General features: G+C 44.3%; 11 protein-coding genes, 1 tRNA gene and 5 pseudogenes. 7 read left to right on the top strand and 10 right to left on the bottom strand.

From position 1 onward, the window contains the following. Positions 1–26 precede the first annotated feature (26 nt). Both rpoD and Q0852_RS15280 read left to right on the top strand, forming a co-directional pair. The gene (rpoD, locus tag Q0852_RS15285; RefSeq protein WP_299019378.1) at positions 27–1,868 is read left to right on the top strand and encodes an RNA polymerase sigma factor RpoD; all 1,842 of its coding nucleotides are present in this window, start codon (positions 27–29) and stop codon (positions 1,866–1,868) included. A gap of 194 nt (positions 1,869–2,062) precedes the next feature. After that, positions 2,063–2,138 (top strand) — tRNA-Ile (locus Q0852_RS15280). A gap of 709 nt (positions 2,139–2,847) precedes the next feature. Here Q0852_RS15280 and Q0852_RS15275 read toward each other — a convergent pair. From Q0852_RS15275 to Q0852_RS15260, 4 genes and pseudogenes are all read right to left on the bottom strand, one after another. Beyond that, entirely contained in the window at positions 2,848–3,540 is a 693-nt protein-coding gene (locus tag Q0852_RS15275; RefSeq protein WP_299019459.1) for a reverse transcriptase domain-containing protein, read from the bottom strand. Continuing rightward, a complete protein-coding gene (locus tag Q0852_RS15270; RefSeq protein ID WP_299019377.1) occupies positions 3,498–3,689 on the bottom strand; it encodes a hypothetical protein in 192 nt (63 codons plus the stop codon). The genes Q0852_RS15275 and Q0852_RS15270 overlap by 43 nt, the downstream gene beginning before the upstream one ends. Positions 3,690–3,741: 52 nt before the next feature. Continuing rightward, the gene (gene tnpA, locus Q0852_RS15265; RefSeq protein ID WP_299019458.1) at positions 3,742–4,176 is read right to left on the bottom strand and encodes an IS200/IS605 family transposase; all 435 of its coding nucleotides are present in this window, start codon (positions 4,174–4,176) and stop codon (positions 3,742–3,744) included. A gap of 162 nt (positions 4,177–4,338) precedes the next feature. Beyond that, positions 4,339–5,051, bottom strand: a pseudogene (locus tag Q0852_RS15260) (IS3 family transposase); the annotation flags it as partial. 120 nt (positions 5,052–5,171) lie between these two features. On the opposite strand from Q0852_RS15260, the pseudogene Q0852_RS15255 reads away from it, so the two are divergent. Continuing rightward, positions 5,172–5,807, top strand: a pseudogene (locus Q0852_RS15255) (transposase); the annotation flags it as partial. A gap of 168 nt (positions 5,808–5,975) precedes the next feature. Here Q0852_RS15255 and Q0852_RS15250 read toward each other — a convergent pair. After that, a complete protein-coding gene (locus Q0852_RS15250) occupies positions 5,976–7,481 on the bottom strand; it encodes a hypothetical protein (protein ID WP_299019376.1) in 1,506 nt (501 codons plus the stop codon). 515 nt (positions 7,482–7,996) lie between these two features. On the opposite strand from Q0852_RS15250, the pseudogene Q0852_RS15245 reads away from it, so the two are divergent. Together Q0852_RS15245 and Q0852_RS15240 are read left to right on the top strand one after the other, a co-directional pair. After that, a pseudogene (locus Q0852_RS15245) lies at positions 7,997–8,107 on the top strand (IS30 family transposase); the annotation flags it as partial. Between the two features lie 73 nt (positions 8,108–8,180). After that, positions 8,181–9,117, top strand: a pseudogene (locus tag Q0852_RS15240) (IS66 family transposase); the annotation flags it as partial. A 123-nt stretch (positions 9,118–9,240) separates the two neighbouring features. Here Q0852_RS15240 and Q0852_RS15235 read toward each other — a convergent pair. Then, positions 9,241–9,540: pseudogene (locus Q0852_RS15235) on the bottom strand (IS5/IS1182 family transposase); the annotation flags it as partial. Positions 9,541–10,422: 882 nt separating this feature from the next. On the opposite strand from Q0852_RS15235, the gene pykF reads away from it, so the two are divergent. Further along, positions 10,423–11,835: a pyruvate kinase PykF gene (gene pykF, locus Q0852_RS15230; protein ID WP_299019375.1), complete on the top strand. Its 1,413-nt coding sequence runs from the start codon at positions 10,423–10,425 to the stop codon at positions 11,833–11,835. 279 nt (positions 11,836–12,114) lie between these two features. Further along, positions 12,115–12,780, top strand: a complete 666-nt coding sequence (locus tag Q0852_RS15225) for a GntR family transcriptional regulator (RefSeq protein WP_299019374.1) — start codon at positions 12,115–12,117, stop codon at positions 12,778–12,780. 42 nt (positions 12,781–12,822) lie between these two features. On the opposite strand, the gene Q0852_RS15220 is transcribed toward Q0852_RS15225, so the two are convergent. From Q0852_RS15220 to Q0852_RS15205, 4 genes are all read right to left on the bottom strand, one after another. Further along, the gene (locus tag Q0852_RS15220) at positions 12,823–12,951 is read right to left on the bottom strand and encodes a hypothetical protein (protein ID WP_299019373.1); all 129 of its coding nucleotides are present in this window, start codon (positions 12,949–12,951) and stop codon (positions 12,823–12,825) included. Positions 12,952–13,159: 208 nt separating this feature from the next. Further along, positions 13,160–13,657 carry an acetolactate synthase small subunit gene (ilvN, locus tag Q0852_RS15215; RefSeq protein ID WP_299019372.1) on the bottom strand — a complete coding sequence of 166 codons (498 nt, stop codon included), beginning with the start codon at positions 13,655–13,657 and terminating at the stop codon, positions 13,160–13,162. Next, on the bottom strand, positions 13,657–15,375 hold the full coding sequence (locus tag Q0852_RS15210; RefSeq protein WP_299019371.1) for an acetolactate synthase 3 large subunit: 1,719 nt from the start codon (positions 15,373–15,375) through the stop codon (positions 13,657–13,659). Before Q0852_RS15210 ends, ilvN begins: the two co-directional genes overlap by 1 nt. Before the next feature lie 622 nt (positions 15,376–15,997). After that, positions 15,998–17,818 (bottom strand): long-chain fatty acid--CoA ligase, encoded by a 1,821-nt coding sequence (locus Q0852_RS15205; protein ID WP_299019370.1) that lies wholly within the window; start codon positions 17,816–17,818, stop codon positions 15,998–16,000. Positions 17,819–17,924 lie beyond the last annotated feature (106 nt).

The following is a 17,924-nucleotide window of genomic DNA, read 5'->3' as shown; positions in this document are numbered from 1 at the left end:
CTCAGACCCGAAGTTGGATATCGTCTATGGAGCAAAATCCGCAGTCTCAGCTTAAGTTACTTGTCGCTAAAGGCAAAGAACAAGGCTATCTGACCTACGCAGAAGTAAATGACCACTTACCGGAAGATATCGTTGATTCCGATCAGGTGGAAGACATTATTCAGATGATTAATGACATGGGTATTAAGGTGGTTGAAACAGCCCCTGATGCCGATGAATTAATGATGACTGAAGATAATGCGGACGAAGACGCTATTGAAGCCGCCGCTCAAGCCCTTTCTAGCGTAGAAAGCGAGATCGGCCGTACTACCGATCCAGTTCGCATGTACATGCGCGAAATGGGTACAGTAGAACTACTTACTCGTGAAGGCGAAATTGATATCGCAAAACGCATTGAAGATGGTATCAACCAAGTTCAGTGCTCAGTAGCAGAGTATCCGACCGCCATTGCTCACTTACTTGAGCAATTCGACAAGGTTGAAGCAGACGAACTTCGTCTAACCGACATTATTTCTGGTTTTGTTGATCCTAATGAAGAGGAAACAGCAGCACCAACCGCAACACATATCGGCTCAGAGCTAAGCGAATCTGATCTTGAAGACGAAGACAAAGATCTTGAAGAAGACGACGACTCTGATGAAGACGAAGAAGATACTGGCATCGATCCGGAGCTAGCGCGTGAGAAGTTCATGGAACTTCGTGATTCTTACGAGAAAATGGCTACCGCAATTACAACTTACGGCCGCCACGATGCGAAAACCGAAGTTGCAGTTGAAGAGCTATCAGAAATCTTCAAACAGTTCCGTCTTATCCCGAAACAATTTGACCGCCTGGTTAGCTCACTACGCGATTCAATGGACAGGGTTCGTACTAACGAACGCCTTATCATGCGTATGTGTGTCGACAACAGCAAGATGCCGAAGAAAACCTTCATCAACTTGTTTGCTGGCAACGAATCCTCTACCGAGTGGATCGACGAAGCACTGAACTCTGGCAAGCCTTACGCTGAACGCCTGAAGAACTACGAAGAAGATCTGCGTCGTTCTACACTAAAGCTACGCATGCTGGAAGAAGACACCGGCCTGACTATTGAACGTATCAAAGATATCAGCCGCCGCATGTCTATCGGTGAAGCCAAGGCTCGCCGTGCGAAGAAAGAAATGGTTGAAGCTAACCTGCGTCTGGTTATTTCGATCGCGAAGAAATACACCAACCGTGGCCTACAGTTCTTGGATTTGATCCAGGAAGGTAACATCGGTTTGATGAAAGCGGTAGATAAATTCGAATACCGTCGCGGTTACAAGTTCTCGACTTACGCAACATGGTGGATCCGTCAGGCTATCACCCGTTCAATCGCCGATCAGGCACGTACTATCCGTATCCCTGTTCACATGATTGAAACCATCAACAAACTGAACCGTATCTCTCGCCAGATGCTTCAGGAGATGGGCCGTGAACCACTGCCGGAAGAGCTGGCAGAGCGCATGCAAATGCCGGAAGACAAAATCCGCAAGGTACTGAAGATTGCTAAAGAGCCAATCTCAATGGAAACGCCAATCGGTGATGATGAAGATTCGCACTTAGGTGACTTCATTGAAGATACCACGCTTCAGCTACCGATGGATGCCGCGACAGCGACCAACCTGCGCGCCGCAACCAACGATGTACTGGCTGGCCTGACACCACGTGAGGCAAAAGTACTGCGTATGCGTTTCGGTATCGATATGAACACTGACCACACCCTAGAAGAAGTGGGCAAGCAGTTCGACGTTACCCGTGAGCGTATCCGTCAGATCGAAGCTAAGGCACTGCGTAAACTTCGCCACCCAAGCCGCTCAGATGTACTGCGCAGCTTCCTGGACGAGTAAACGTATCGACCTAGATCAGAAAAGCGAGCCAACCGGCTCGCTTTTTTATTTGTGGCGATACATCTAAATATCAATATCTTAGCTATTTCCCGCTATCGCCATACACTTTCCGTCAAATGATTAAAAAGCAAACAAAACAATCACTTTATTCGCTAGACAAGTGCGAAACCATCTCATATAATTTCTCGCACAAAGGCCCCTTAGCTCAGTGGTTAGAGCAGGCGACTCATAATCGCTTGGTCCGCAGTTCAAGTCTGCGAGGGGCCACCAGATTGAAGAAAGGCTGATAGGGAAACCTATCAGCCTTTTCTGTTTCTGGCCTGTCTATATCCGGTCCGCAGTGACTTCCGGTAAGCATCTTTCCATCTAGCTAACTGAAATACATCAGAAATATTACTCTTAGCTACATTTCTATCTGCAATTTCATACCACATATCACAAACAACACTCTTCCGCGCAATCATCAAACTAACCAATTTCATACCACACTTCAGCTGTACTACGCTGGCTGAAAATTAGCGAGCGGTTACTAACATATATAACCAACATCCGTTCCCTTGGGTTCAAGTTATTAATATATAAATGATTTAGATACCTGACTGATTGAGTCTGACAGTAAGGCCAGAATACTCAGACAGAAATTCAGGACGATACAGATGTGACAAGATTAAGACCAATTGCCAAGGGCGGTAATTGGTTCGTTATCCCATAAATCATTCAGCCCCTCACCTGTTAGGAACCACTCACACCGCCAGAAACAGCCGTTAATCTTTAGACTGATATTCATACTCAGAACCGTGTTCTGTTCGTCAGGGGTGATTCTGAGGGCAATCAGCTATGAATCTGGGATGAGATTCTCCTGAGTAGATAGTGGTGAAGTTGACGGGGGGATTTTCTGATGGAGTTCTGTCGTCGACGACGACTGTAATAGGGATAAAATCTCAGCCAAAGACCGGAGACAACAACGTCAACAGAATCATTAGAAGGCTATGCTGTGAGATCCAGGCAGAACAAGGGCTGAGAGATGATTGCAAGGCCAGTCTGGTTTGACTTGCTGCCCATATTTTCTAATCAATCTTTCGAGAAATTCGGGCTCAAGAAAAGTAGCATATGAGAGCTTACCTCTGAGGACCAAAATTTCTTCTAACTCAAGCATCTGGGATGCGTAGCGATAGACCGCTGCAGATAACTTTCGCTTCTCTTCTCGACCAATATTCAGTTTTCCATCATTTGTGAGGGTTATACCAGTAACATGTCTATTATGGGCCTTAGAAGATAGCACCGTTTTTCTAAGGTTTATCTTGATGTTGCCATCATAGAGTGTGCCAAGGATTCTTCTTACTTTTGGTGGAAATGATAAAATAGCCCCTCTTTTATTAGTGGAGAACGTTAGGTCATCTGCGTAACGTGTGTATACTATTCCTTCGGATTGACATAACTGACTTATAGCATTATCAAATCTATAAAGAATAAAGTTAAATACTAGCGGAGAACTAGGAGCTCCAATGCTTAAACTCAAACTTTTTGCCCGCCTAGTTTTCCAAAAAAGAACCCCTTCTAAAAGGTCTTTATCTAAATCAGATAATGCAATTCCTTGGTGTCGGCACTCTTTAAAAAATAAGTCAGGCTTTATACTTGGAAAAAACTCTTTAAGTCCATTTTTAACAAGTATTTTGACTTTGCATGTGGGAAAGCATTGTCTTTGATACTTTTTCCTTTGATATATGCAGTCGCAACATCATGGATTGGTAATTTAGATTGTAATTGATTGATAATTAAATCCTGAATAAATTTAAGTTCTTTTGATGGATGTGCAATCATGAACCACCTGCAAAGCCGGGGGTATGATGAAAGCCCCCGGAGGGGGCTATATTTATAAACCTGAGAGTTGCAGTTGTTCTTGTCGCTTCTCTTCTGATTCCTGATTTCTTATATATTCACGAATCATCTGTTCATCTAATCCAACAGTACTTACGCAATATCCTCGTGCCCAAAAATGCCGTCCGGTAAAATTGCGCTTCACCTGCAAATGTTCTCGATAAATCCTGATAGCTGACTTTCCCTTCAGAAAGCCTATTGTGTTGGCAACGCTGTATTTCGGTGGAATCATTAGAAGCATATGAATATGATCTTTCATCGCATGAGCTTCCACAATTTCTATTCCTTGTTGCCTACACAACTCACTAAAAATCTTGCCGATATCTCGACGAAGAGAGCCATAAATGGCTTTCTTTCGATATTTAGGCACAAATACGACGTGATATTTGCAATAATGCTTTACGTGAGCTTGGCTCTGCCAATCTCTCATCATGGCCTCCTTGTGAACTTGCCGGTTCTATAAAGGAGACCATTTTCTCACTTCTGCACGCCTGAACGGCGGAGCCTTGTCGAGTCACACCGCCAGAGGCGGTGGTTTACCTAGATTTAATTATTCTTTTATTTTCAGAATTACGTTTTGATCTGCCCCAACAAGATAAAGCCAGCCCTCACTTATCATCAAGTAGGTGATATCGCCAGCCCACTTCTGATTCGGTGCATCAGCAGTAAAATCTTTTTCCAGAAGTTTAGGCGCAACGGGTAAGGAATGCTTACTATCTGTTGTGACCTAAAATTTACGCGCAACTTTTGCAACCAGGCTTTGCCTTTTCATGCTGTCTGATATCGTATGAGGTTGTGCTTGTTCCCTTGCTCTGCCAGTTCTACCTGGATACATCTTGCACCATCACGACCTTTGCTAGCTTCGAACGCCTTTTTGACCGTTATGTCACGCAGCGTACGAGCTCTATCCCGTTGACTAATTTCATGACGATGCTTTAGCCAGTAGTAAAACCCACTACGCGATACAGCAAGAACCTTGGCCATCCTCATTACTGAGAACTGCTCAAGGTGCACTTGCATGAACTCAAAGCTCGCTATTTTAGATGTTTCGCGAAGTAGGTGGCGGCTTTTTTTACTATTTCAAGCTCCTCCGCTTGCTCGGAGAGGAGGCGCTTCAGACGAGCGTTTTCGGTTGCAAGATCAGCCTCGCGTTCACTGGCGGAGTCCTTCCTTGCGTTCTTACGCCAGCCATATATTTAGGAAGCATGTAGATTAAGTTGTCGTACTGCCTCTGGAACCGATGTTCTTAAGCACCAGTTCCTTAAACTCTTCGGTGTGCCTGATACGTGTTTTAGTGTTTGTCATTGTTTATCTCGTTAAGTGATTTTACTCGCTTAACTCGGTGTCTAAAACTGCTGGGTCAGATCACCCGTTCTCGGAATCCTTGTTCCGGACGTTGAAATACAGACCACAGTGGCCTTCATCCGGCTTTTGGGAAAAGAGCTTAATGGCATCCTCGTGACCGACCGGTACAGCAGCTATCGATATATCGATGAAAACCAGAGGCAACTTTGCCGGGCCCATATTCTTCGTAGTGTGATTGCTATCGCTGATAATGTCGGTAAGGACAACCCACCAATCGGCGCTAGGCTGGTACTCGTCGCTCAAATGGTATTTAGAACCAGACACCAATATGAAGCAGGTAAATTGACTCATGCCTTATCTTGCGGGCGGTTCAAGCGGTTAAGATCATCTTGGCAGGCACAACTCAGAAAGGGTCAATATCAGTGTTCAAAACGATATCGAGGTCGTTGCAAGCGATTGCTTGATGACGATGTCATGCTGTGGCGTTTTTTAGATAATGCCAGTATCCCTCTGACAAACAATGCTGCTGAGCGGGTTATACATGGCTATGTAGTCTGGCGTAAGTGTTGTTATTGTGTGCGTTCCCATCGAGGAGAACTGTTTAGGCAACATATACTATCTCTCCTTGAAATGGCAAAGCTGCTAAGGCTCAATTCGTACGACTGGTTAAAATCGGTAGTGCATGCCTGCATTGAAAAGACCGATTACCCAATACCCAAAAAGCTAACGTGCGAACTATCAACCGCTTGCGGGTGAACAGTTACTTTTGTTTTAAGTTCAATCGACAATTTAACCTTGGACAGTTGCAGGAACAATTGATTTTACCAGTATTCAAACTGCACCTATACCTCAGCGGTTACTTAAATTAGCTGATACTCGATAGTAATCAAAAAACCATTTGGTAAACAACATCATCATTACCAATTAGAATACCCGAGATTTTATCTTTCTTAGTTCACTTCTTTTTTCAGTAGATGTTTCAAGAAAAATAGATGTATTGATCAAATGCTTAAACCGCTCATCATTTATACCCAACTTGCCCAATGATACACATGATGCATATGATAATTCATTAGATAATGGGTATTGTCTATAATTCTTGTAAATACCATCGGCATTATTGCATTCTGTAACATTTTTAATCTTTAATTTTACCTCTTTTTCTATTCTACCTGTTACTTTTAATACCGTTTTATGCTGTGATTGGTTAAAAGCTTCAGGATTATCATCGAACTTGATTCTATTAGAGTAACTGTTTCTGCCAAGCAGAGAAAACATCAATGAATATACTATCGCTTCTTTAGGTGAAACATCATAGTCTTCTAATTCTCGAATCTTGCGCTTTATAATTTCTGCCACTGCATAAGATTTACCCGCTAATAAAATCGGTATCACTGATAACACAACACCCGTCTCTTTCGAATAACTTTGAGTGATTTTCTTGGTGATATTTATCCTTGTCCGATTATTCCTGAGTGCACTAACAAAAAACTTTCTCAGTACTTTTGGCTGATACAAAAACCAACTTACTGCTGATATTGCTAGATCCAACACAGCATCTTCCCGTGATAGAATATATTTATTTAGGATTCCTAATGAGCTGCTAAACTGGTTTTTTACCTGCAGTTCGAAAATGAAGTCAGGATCTATTTCACCCAACTGACTTTGATCTGTCTTTAAAAAATGTGCTAAAGATCTTTCTGGTGACTTGGCTATATAATACTTACTTAGCATAAGATTTGCCCTGAACGACCAGGGGCTTGCTTTTAACAATTTTGCGGAGTAACCAAGTCCACGCTGAAAACTATTACCTTCTACAAAGTAGTGTGTTAACTCAGTCAACAAGCTAGTTTTATTAGTTTTTTTATAGAGAGTCTCAAGGTTTTCAATCTTGTATTTTCTGTTTATATAATCCCGGAAAATAATCTTCACAAGGCGATGATCGGACAAAAACTTAAATATAATCTGAATATACAATGATTCAGTTATTTCCACGGTGTTAAGTTTAGAGGCTAATAGCTTTCTTGCCTTTATTTTTTTATATAATGGGTGAAATTTTTTATTAAATTCAACCAACTGATAAGTGTCATTTAAAATAAGATCATAACCTTGATCTATTAAAAAGTTTAACGACTGTGTATTAAATACATTAGGTATTGCAACGATAATGGTTTTGATATCATCTGCAATAGGTTTACTTTCATAGAATTTATTAACGCTACGATATATATCTTTTAGATACTCTTCAGAACCAGCAATGAATATTAATTGAATAGGATGACACTCCAAGATCTGGATGATATCACCTTTCCGATTTGAGTGATAGGCTTCTACTTTGCATAAAGAATTCAAGGTGCTTCGCATCAACATTCCAGCTGATTTATCGTCATAACAAAACAGGGTTACCAGTCTCTCATTTAACTCTTTCATATATTTTAGTTCATATCTTTGTTGGATCATTATGAGCGTTTTGATTAATTTATCATAATATGCTAAATATCTAAATATATTAGCGTAAAACCTGATTTCAGATAATAACTGCGACACTCATGGGAAGGTGTAGAAGAGGAAGCCAATGGCCGAAATTGGTACGCTCTTCTCATCAAAGAAACAAGCAGTACTACCATGAGTTATCAGCAGTTGACCGAAAGGAGAATATACCAGATTTCTGCCCTTTTGGAACAGGGGATTTCTATTTCAGATATCGCTAACACAATAAAATGCCATCGTTATACTGTATGTATATCGAGAGTTAAAGAGATACAGCGATGGGGAAATTTATTGTCCCAAAGTGACTCAGATATAATCGCAAGTAATCCGAGAGTGCAAAATACCAACAAAGCGAACAATATTCATCCAGCCATTATTTGAGAACAACTGGAGTCCTGAGCAGATATCGAAGAGGTAGACAGGACAAGATTCCAGCGAATAAGAACGCCGGTTACATTGATGAGCGCCTACCTATTGTATGTAGCCGAGAACGATATGGTGATTGGAAAATTGATACTGCTTTAGATAAGCATGGCACCGTCACGATACTGGAACGTAAAAGTCGTTTTATTTGTAAGCGCCCCATAATCACCACATTCAAATAGCCCTTCAGCACGCTTATCATCATATTTCCCTTAAGGAACCGAAGATATCAGTGAAAAGCTCGAGTTCATCCCCGCTCAACTGAAAGTACTGAAGTATGTGCAGCCGAAATACGGCTGCCGCCAGTGCGAGAAAACAGCTGAACAGGCCAGTGAGGCCTTTACGCCGTTATTACAGCAGTTGTTATCCAGGCTGATGAGGATCCCCTGAATGTCCCCAAGGAAAATAAACAGTGTTATATGTGGGTTTACTGTTCAGGGGCAGACTCACCCGACTTCTCACCGCCAGGGGCAGAAATATCGCATTGTTCAACTATCAAAATAATCGGGCTGGCGCGTGCGCGGCTAACTATCAGGGGGACTTTTCCGGCTATTTGAAAACTGGTGGCTACCAAGCTTATGATACCTTAAAGACGATTGAACATCTAAGGTGCATGGTACATGCCCGCCGTAAGTTCATGGATGCCAAAAAAGTCCTGGGAAAGGTATAACTGGCAAGGCGGATGTGGTCTGGCAAAAATCCAGAAGCTCTATGCGCTGGAAGCGCGTCTGAAAAAATTTACGGTTGAAGAACGCCTAGCCGAGAGGCAACTGCGAGCCTAACCGATGCTGGATGACCTCTATCAGTGGCTGAACAAGCAAAAAGTCATTGGCTCAGGGGCAGTAAGGCAAAGCGATTAAGTACACGTTAGAGCAATGGCCAAAGTTGATACGCTATGTGGTAGATGACCACCTGTCTATCGACAAAAATCGCGCTGGACGTGCAATAAAACCTCTGATCATTGACAATGAAAAACTGACTGTTCGCCGATACGCCAAGCGGTACTGATGCCAGTGCTGTCCTCTACAGCATCATTAAAACGGCAAAGGCTAATGACCTGATTGTGTATGACTACCTGGTGCATTGCATGAAGGCGCAGGCCAAGCCAGAGCCGGATATCAATGCATTGTTCCCCTGGAACTTTTCACATTAATAACCGCCCCGTGGGTTTATGAGACGCTTACTTTCCTCAAGGTTCCTTAGAAAGTAGATAGAGCAAAACGCATATTGAGGACTTTGTTGAACAAATCAAAAATGAGGCAGATTGTTCCCGTATTTAGCTGATTTTTCGTGTAATAGGCATATCTAGCCCTGTGAGCTTATTTAATACTCGGGTTGATGCATAAGTTTCGCCCACTTGCGCATTATAATCTCGTAAGGTGAGTGACGGGTTAATCAGCTGCTTATATCGGAACATCGCAGTTTCTAATATCGAGCGTTTATGATACCCAATCGTCTTTTTCCAGTGATCATTACTACCATAAAGGCGTTGATTGGCAACACTACGATTTCTTAGATGCCCATACTCCCAATAAGCAGCACCGGTGCGAAGAGGAATTAAATGCTCCGCTTTCTTTCACCATTTTCTAGTTGTAATTTTTGCCATTGAGGTATGAAAACTTGTCAAAAATCATCAACATGACAAAATAAGTCCACTGACTTGTCCATAGCTGGCTCACAAAATTCTTATCCCGGGTTCAGGTTGAATAAGAATCAGCTCTAATCAAAGCGGTTTTACTTCAAGGTAATTGAAAGCAGATATCAAGTAATTGAAATACCGACCAGAAACAAAATATAAAAACATCACAACGGTGTTCTTTTGTTTTAGTTGGTATAAATACACAAACTATTGAACCATCTTATATCTGAACCTTTTTATTCTTACTGATAGAACAGACTATTTCCCCCAAAAACACATTGCACACATTTGGAAACAAAAAGTTTACAAGCGGAAACAATTAAACCTCAGATTTATTTTGAGGCAAAAAATAAATCAATTTACAGCAAAAATTCGCCATCTCTTGATAAATAACAAAACTTTTCTGTGAATTATGTAGATAATTTCAGCCTCAATTAGCACGACATGCAAAAAGTTTGCATGTTATCACAAGGTGATAAAAGAGTTGGGCTGTGCTATAATCCTTAGCTTGTCTGCCGGACAATTTTATGTAAGGGCGACACATTCATGCCATGATTATATGGCAATATGCCTAGGAGGGAATCGATAAGGTAAAAATGTGTACAAGTGCTGCCTTATGAAAGCAACCAATGCTTTCATAAGGCAATATTTTTGTAAAAAATTTGTATTATCACCGTCAACCAGTCAGAGGAAGTTGCAAATATTTGATCTACCCCTCAGTTTGCAGGCGTGTTTCAACATAATTGCACTTCTTTTTTCAGGTATAACACTGTGATTCAAATTTCCCTTGGGTAAAAGTTCGTCCGGAGACAATCCTCAATGAAAAAGACTAAGATCGTATGTACGATTGGACCTAAAACTGAATCAATAGAGATGCTAACTAAGCTAGCTAACGCTGGCATGAACGTAATGCGTCTTAACTTCTCGCACGGTGACTTCGCTGAACACGGTCAGCGTATCAGCAACCTGCGTGATGTAATGGCAGAAACTGGCAAGCAACTAGCTATCCTGCTTGATACTAAAGGTCCTGAGATCCGTACAATCAAGCTAGAAAACGGTCAAGACTTTTCTCTGGTTGCAGGCCAGGAGTTCACTTTCACTACAGATACTTCTGTTATCGGTAACCAAGACCGCGTGGCGGTAACTTACCCTGGTTTCGCTAAAGACCTGACTAAAGGTAACACTATCCTGGTTGACGATGGTCTAATCGAGATGGAAGTACTAGAAACAACAGAAACTGAGGTTAAGTGTAAAGTACTTAACAACGGTGACCTGGGTGAAAACAAAGGTGTTAACCTACCAGGCGTTTCTGTGAAGCTTCCTGCACTTGCTGAAAAAGATAAAGCTGACCTTAAGTTCGGTTGTGAGCAAGGCGTTGACTTCGTTGCTGCTTCTTTCATCCGTAAAGCGGAAGACGTGAAAGAAATCCGTGAGCTACTAAATGCTAACGGCGGCGAAAACATCCAGATCATCTCTAAGATCGAAAACCAGGAAGGTGTTGATAACTTCGACGCTATCCTAGAAGCTTCTGACGGCATCATGGTTGCTCGTGGTGACCTAGGTGTTGAAATCCCTGTTGAAGAAGTAATCTTCGCTCAGAAGATGATGATAGAGAAATGTAACCGTGCCCGTAAAGTGGTTATCACTGCTACTCAGATGCTTGATTCAATGATCAAGAACCCACGTCCAACTCGTGCAGAAGCGGGTGATGTTGCGAACGCAATCATGGACGGTACTGATGCAGTAATGCTATCTGGTGAGTCTGCGAAGGGTAAATACCCAATCGAAGCTGTAACTATCATGGCTCAGATCTGTGAGCGTACTGATGCAGCCCTAAAAGCAGAACTAGGTTCTCGCCTAGACAGCCCACGCCTACGCATCACTGAAGCTGTATGTAAAGGTGCGGTAGACACTGCAGAGAAGCTAAGCGCTCCTCTAATTGTTGTTGCAACTGAAGCTGGTAAGTCTGCACGTTCTGTACGTAAATACTTCCCAACTGCAAATATCCTTGCAGTAACAACTAACACTAAGACTGCAGCTCAGCTAGCTCTGTCTAAAGGTGTAACTCCAGTAGTTGTTGAGTCTATCGAAAACACTGATGCATTCTACGGTCGCGGTAAAGAGCTTGCTCTTGAAACTGGCCTAGGCGCGAAAGGCGATATCGTTGTTATGGTATCTGGCGCACTAGTACCATCAGGCACAACTAACACTGCTTCTGTACACGTACTGTAAGCCGTAAGCTGATTCAAAAACGGGAGCCAACTGGCTCCCGTTTTTTTATCCCGGATTACACAAGGCGAAACACCACTCACAAATCCACAGCTTATCTATCGCCCCTCTGTTTCTTCAACTGTATACTCACCCGGCAGCATGATACCTCCAGAGTATAACGCTTACTTGTGAAACAAAGCGCTTTAATACGCTTAACAACTCTGCTCCAACTCTAGAGGTGCAATCAGCTCTCGAACCACCTCCCTTTGGCGCAACAGCCAAAAGCAAAAACAAATAATAATGAGGAATGCAGTGTCTAGTCCCACACTGACCAACAAAGTCATGGATATGATTCGACAGGACATCTTGCTCGGCGAACTAGCTCCGGGACAAAAACTTGTTGTTGCAGACTTAAAATCCCGCTACAACGTTGGCGCTTCGCCTATCAGGGAAGCACTGGTCCAGCTATCATGGAAAAAATACGTTAACTTTACGCCACAAAAAGGCTGCTGGGTCGCTTCTGTTTCAGTAACCGAGTTGGAAGATCTGTTTGAAACCAATCAACTATTATCTCAAGTGCTGCTTGAGCGGGCGATTAAAAATGGCGATGAGGACTGGGAGCTCAATATTCTGACCAGCTTCCACAAGCTTAGCCGTATCAACCCGGCTGCGAGTGTTGTGAACTTTGCCGAATGGGAACAACGCCACAGCCAGTTTCACCTTGCTTTGCTCGAAGACAGCCTGTCACCAGTCATGCTGGATCTTTACCGTGAAGTCTACGAACAAATAGAACGTTACCGCCACATCTGGGTATGCCGAACTCGGCAATACGAAGAGCGTTACCACGACAACAATGAACATGAAGAAATGATGAAGGCTGTTCTCAATCGGGATATCAAACAAGCGCTCACCCTACTGGGCAGCCACTCCCAGCGAGCTATCGAGATGATCAAGGCTTACCTCTAACTTCCAAGACTGCAGCCAGATACGCACCCGCCTCGCAAAGTGTTACCAAAAGATCTCTTTGTGGTGGGTGTTGAGCAACAACACCGCCAACAGGAAATAAAGCGCACTGATGTGAAAACCCAGCATCACCAGAACAAGAGTGATCAGCCGTACTAAGAATTTATTCGCCATTGCCATACTCCTACTACCCACAGCCTCTGTACAGCCAGCGACGAAACCCTTCCTGCGCTCCACCACCACGGTAATACAACCTGTCATTGCTAGCTGGAAACTTCAGGACTACTGCCTATTAGACTTTAGTCTAATACCAAACTAAAGAATAAGCCCGGCTAAGGGATCCCCCGAGCCGGGCTTGCTAGTAATTATGTAATGGCAGGCTTTAAACTTTTAAAGCCCGTTCACCACGGGCCATACCGACCACGCCGCTTCGTGCGACTTCGACAATTTCCGTTGCTTCTCCAACCGCAGAAATAAAGGCATCCAGCTTATCACTGGTTCCCGCCAACTGAACGGTATAAATCTGACTGGTCACATCAACAATCTGCCCCCGGAAAATATCAGCCGTTCGCTTAACCTCCGCCCGGGCAAAACCGCTGGCCTTGACCTTCACCAGCATCAGCTCTCGCTCGACATGCTCAGTCTCGGTAACATTGCTGACCTTAAGAATATCAATCAGCTTATGTAACTGCTTCTCTATCTGCTCAAGGGCAGCATCATCATCCACATTGGTAGTAATATTCAGGCGCGACAAAGTCGGATCATCGGTCGGAGCCACTGTCAGTGATTCAATGTTATAACCCCGCTGGGAAAACAAGCCGACAACCCGTGATAATGCGCCTGATTCATTTTCAAGTAGTACTGATACAATCCTGCGCATTATGTTCTCTCCGTTTTACTTAGCCACATTTCGCTCATTGAGCCACCACGGATCAACATCGGATAGACGTGCTCCGTTTCATCAACGCTGATATCAATAAAGACCAGCTTATCTTTCATCGCCAACGCTTTTTCCAGCTCGCTATCAAGCTTAGCCGGATCTGAAATCCGTACACCGACGTGACCGTAAGCTTCTGCTATTGCGGCAAAATCCGGCACCGAATCCATGTACGAATGGGAATGGCGCCCTTGATAAATCATATCCTGCCACTGCTTCACCATCCCCAGAAAGCGGTTGTTCAGGTTGATGATCTTAACCGGAATATCGTATTGCAAGGCCGTCGAAAGTTCCTGGATATTCATCTGAATACTACCGTCACCAGTCACACACACAACCTCGGCATCGGGCAAAGCAAACTTCACCCCCATCGCCGCCGGTAAGCCAAAGCCCATGGTGCCCAAGCCACCTGAATTGATCCAGCGGCGCGGTTTATCAAACGGATAGTACAGTGCAGCAAACATCTGGTGTTGGCCTACATCCGAAGTCACATAGGCATCACCGTTAGTCAGCTTATAAAGAACCTCAATGACTTGCTGTGGCTTGATACGCTCACTACCGGTGTCGTAGCTCAGGCACTTGCGTGCCCGCCATGATTCAATCTCACTCCACCAGCTATCGATAGCCTCCTCGTCATTGCTCGCGCCCTGCTCATCCAATAGCTTGATCATGCTGTTTAGTACAGTATCAGCCGAGCCGACAATCGGTATATCCACCGCCACTGTCTTGGAAATAGAAGATGGGTCGATATCAATGTGCATGATGGTCGCATTCGGGCAATATTTCGCGACATTGTTGGTCGTACGGTCATCAAACCGCACTCCGATACCGAAGATTAAATCAGAGTTATGCATTGCCATATTGGCTTCATAGGTACCATGCATCCCCAGCATACCTAAGTAGTTCTTATGCGTTCCCGGAAAAGCGCCCAGCCCCATAAGGGTATTGACCACAGGAATATTCAGCGACCCAGCAAGTTTCAGTACTTGCTCACCGCAATCGGACATAATCGCCCCGCCGCCAACATAAAGTACAGGCTTCTTCGCCGTTAGCAATGCCCTGACACCCCGCTTAATCTGCCCCTTGTGGCCCTGTGTGGTCGGGCTATAGGAACGCATCGCGATCGACTCGGGGTACTTGTAAGGATAAGTGTCAGCCGGATTCAGCATATCTTTAGGGATATCAATTACGACAGGCCCAGGACGGCCGCTGGCAGCAATATAGAAGGCTTTTTTAATGATCTCCGGAATATCTTCCGGGTTCTTGACCAGAAAGCTGTGCTTCACGACCGGGCGGGAGATCCCCACCATGTCGCACTCCTGAAAGGCATCATTACCAATCAGGTTACTCATGACCTGCCCAGAGAGTACAACCAGAGGAATGGAGTCCATATAGGCGGTCGCAATACCGGTGATAGCATTGGTTGCCCCAGGCCCCGACGTCACCAGCACCACCCCGACGTCACCCGTCGCACGGGCATAGCCATCAGCCATATGCACCGCGGCCTGCTCATGACGAACGAGCACGTGTTCGATATCGCTTTTCTCATGCAGCGCATCGTAAATATCGAGCACCGATCCGCCAGGATATCCGAAGATATGTTTTACGCCTTGATCGATCATTGATCGAACGACCATATCAGCGCCGGACAACATTTCCATATTTTTTGCCTCCAGGTCGTGTACATCATCCCATATAGCTAATTATTCCCGAACATTAACGAACTGCTGTAACCTGACCAACATTCGTAAACAGGAGGACATCGTGATTTCATAGCAATATTCACGACTACATTTACGTACGTCAGACAGCACGGGTAGCACAGCAATTCTGTTTATGGCCGGTTCAGGTATCTTCCTCCACAACAATTAGCTATACGGGCTGATATAACATAGTTAGGGCTTACTTTTAGCCTAAATTGAAATCTAACTTGCTTCTTCATACTATGTGAGCCGCCGCCTGAAATAACAAACAACGGTAACCCGCAACAACTGTAACGTCTTTTTAGCAATCAAGTCTATCGGCTGGAGTCAGTTCACACTATTACTCTGCCACTAGATAATATTGCCTTTATTCATCCGGCTGGATGGTTATGCAATAGAGATCATTACCTGTATATGGCACAGCGATGAGAGTATTCATCTGGAAGGTTTGAGCGGAAATAGTACGGTTCTGACGTAATCAGGCAACCGAAAAACATAAACCGGGTGTATAGAAACAACAAAGGAGCCTGAGGGCTCCTTTGATAGATATGTTCAAGACTGCAAGCGTATCAGCCTGTAATTAATGCTGGCTCACCGAACTCTTGTGGCTCTCTTCGTACATCATCTCGATTTCCTGATGATAACGATCCTGAATCACCTTACGACGCAACTTCTGTGTCGGGGTCAGCTCCCCCTTATCCATCGAGAAAGCCATAGGCAACAGAGTAAACTTCTTCACCTGTTCAAATCGAGCCAGATCTTTTTGCAGTTCAACCACCCGCTTTTCGATCAACTCACGGATCTGACTATGCTTCACCAGCTCTAGGCGATCCTGGTATTTGATATTCAGCTCGCGGGCATGCTCTTCCAGAGTCTCAAAACACGGTACGATCAACGCAGAGACAAACTTGCGAGTATCCGCGATTACCGCAATCTGCTCAATAAAGTGGTCTTTGCCAATAGCTCCTTCAATCACCTGCGGCGCAATATACTTACCACCTGATGTCTTCATCAGCTCCTTGATGCGATCAGTGATAAACAGGTTACCATTTTCATCAAAATGACCCGCGTCACCGGTTTTCAGGAAACCGTCTTCAGTGAAATTCTTAGCTGTTTCTTCCGGCATCTTGTAGTAGCCACGCATTACCATCGGGCCACGCACTAAAATTTCGTTGTTTTCACCAATTATCACTTCAGCACCCGGCATCGGCATACCGATAGAGTCAGGGTTGAAGCACTCATCGTCCCAACAAGAAACCGTTGCAGTAGTTTCGGTCATCCCATAGCCCAGCTTGACATTGATACCTATAGCATGAAAAAAACGGCCAATGCTTTCATCGAGCTTGGCACCACCGCATGGCATGAACTTGATCTGACCGCCCAAAATCTTACGCAGCTTCGACAGCACCAGCTTATCGGCCAACTTATAGCTCTTCTTAAGCAGCAGCGATGGCTTGCGCTGCTCCTGATGGCAAAGCGCCATACGGGCGCCCATGTTAACGGCCCAGGTAAACATCACCTTGCGATGGAACGGTGCGCGAGAAACTTTATCGTGAACGGCAGAGTAAATTTTCTCATAAACGCGAGGCACTGCGGACATCACATTTGGCTTCACATCCAGCAGAGTTTCACGCAATTTATTGGTATCAGACAGGTAGCAGTTAACACCACCACGGTGCAGCACATAAAACGTCCAAGCACGCTCAAATACATGTGACAACGGCAGGAAACACAGCGAAACATCACCTTCATCCAGCGCCAACTTTTCATCATGACCTTCAATCTGACCCGCAACATTGGCGTAATCCAGCATCACCCCTTTCGGAGTGCCTGTCGTACCTGAGGTGTAGATCAGAGTGAACAGATCGTCCATCGCTGTCTGTGAAAGGCGTTGCTCCAGCTCAGCCTGAATATCTTCAGAACCTTGCTGAACAAAATCATCGTAGCGGCATACCAGTGGATGATCAGCCAGTTCAACCTCATCAGACATCACAACAATGCGCTCTAACTGAGGACATTCAGCGGCTACTGCCACCGCCGCGTCATGCTGAGCCTGCTCGCCCACAAACAGAATACGGATATCAGCATTGTTGATAATGTATGCTGCTTGCTGTGGGGTACTGGTCGGATAGATAGGTACCGTTACGCAGCGGTTATATAAAGCTGCAAAATCAGCAACAGTCCAGCGCGGCATGTTACTTGAAAAAATACCGATTTTATCCTGGACGTTAAGCCCCTGGCTTAAGATTGCCAAAGCAAGCTGATGGATCTGCTCACCAAACTCAGTCCAGCTAATATCCCGCCATTGGCCCTTAACCTGATGACGCAGTGCAACCCGATCACCCAAACGGGCAATCTGGGTACGAATTCGATTTACGATATGAAAATCACGTTCAGCCATAACTACTCTGCCATTTTAGCTTACACCTGTAAGCTTATTAGAGGAGCGAAGTCTACAGCCGACACCAAAAAAGGCAACTATAAAGCACAATATTTTACATTTTATG

Origin of the sequence: uncultured Photobacterium sp. (genome assembly GCF_947502415.1) — a bacterium.
GTDB lineage: Bacteria > Pseudomonadota > Gammaproteobacteria > Enterobacterales > Vibrionaceae > Photobacterium.
This window is presented reverse-complemented; position numbering and strand designations above follow the sequence as displayed.

Coding starts and splice junctions, on each gene's coding strand:
- Q0852_RS15205 (WP_299019370.1), bottom strand. CDS start 17,818: ATGGCTGAACGTGATTTTCATATCGTAAATCGAATTCGTACCCAGATT.
- Q0852_RS15250 (WP_299019376.1), bottom strand. CDS start 7,481: ATGAAAGAGTTAAATGAGAGACTGGTAACCCTGTTTTGTTATGACGAT.
- pykF (WP_299019375.1), top strand. CDS start 10,423: ATGAAAAAGACTAAGATCGTATGTACGATTGGACCTAAAACTGAATCA.
- Q0852_RS15225 (WP_299019374.1), top strand. CDS start 12,115: ATGAGGAATGCAGTGTCTAGTCCCACACTGACCAACAAAGTCATGGAT.
- Q0852_RS15220 (WP_299019373.1), bottom strand. CDS start 12,951: ATGGCGAATAAATTCTTAGTACGGCTGATCACTCTTGTTCTGGTGATG.
- Q0852_RS15210 (WP_299019371.1), bottom strand. CDS start 15,375: ATGGAAATGTTGTCCGGCGCTGATATGGTCGTTCGATCAATGATCGAT.
- Q0852_RS15270 (WP_299019377.1), bottom strand. CDS start 3,689: ATGATTGCACATCCATCAAAAGAACTTAAATTTATTCAGGATTTAATT.
- rpoD (WP_299019378.1), top strand. CDS start 27: ATGGAGCAAAATCCGCAGTCTCAGCTTAAGTTACTTGTCGCTAAAGGC.
- tnpA (WP_299019458.1), bottom strand. CDS start 4,176: ATGAGAGATTGGCAGAGCCAAGCTCACGTAAAGCATTATTGCAAATAT.
- ilvN (WP_299019372.1), bottom strand. CDS start 13,657: ATGCGCAGGATTGTATCAGTACTACTTGAAAATGAATCAGGCGCATTA.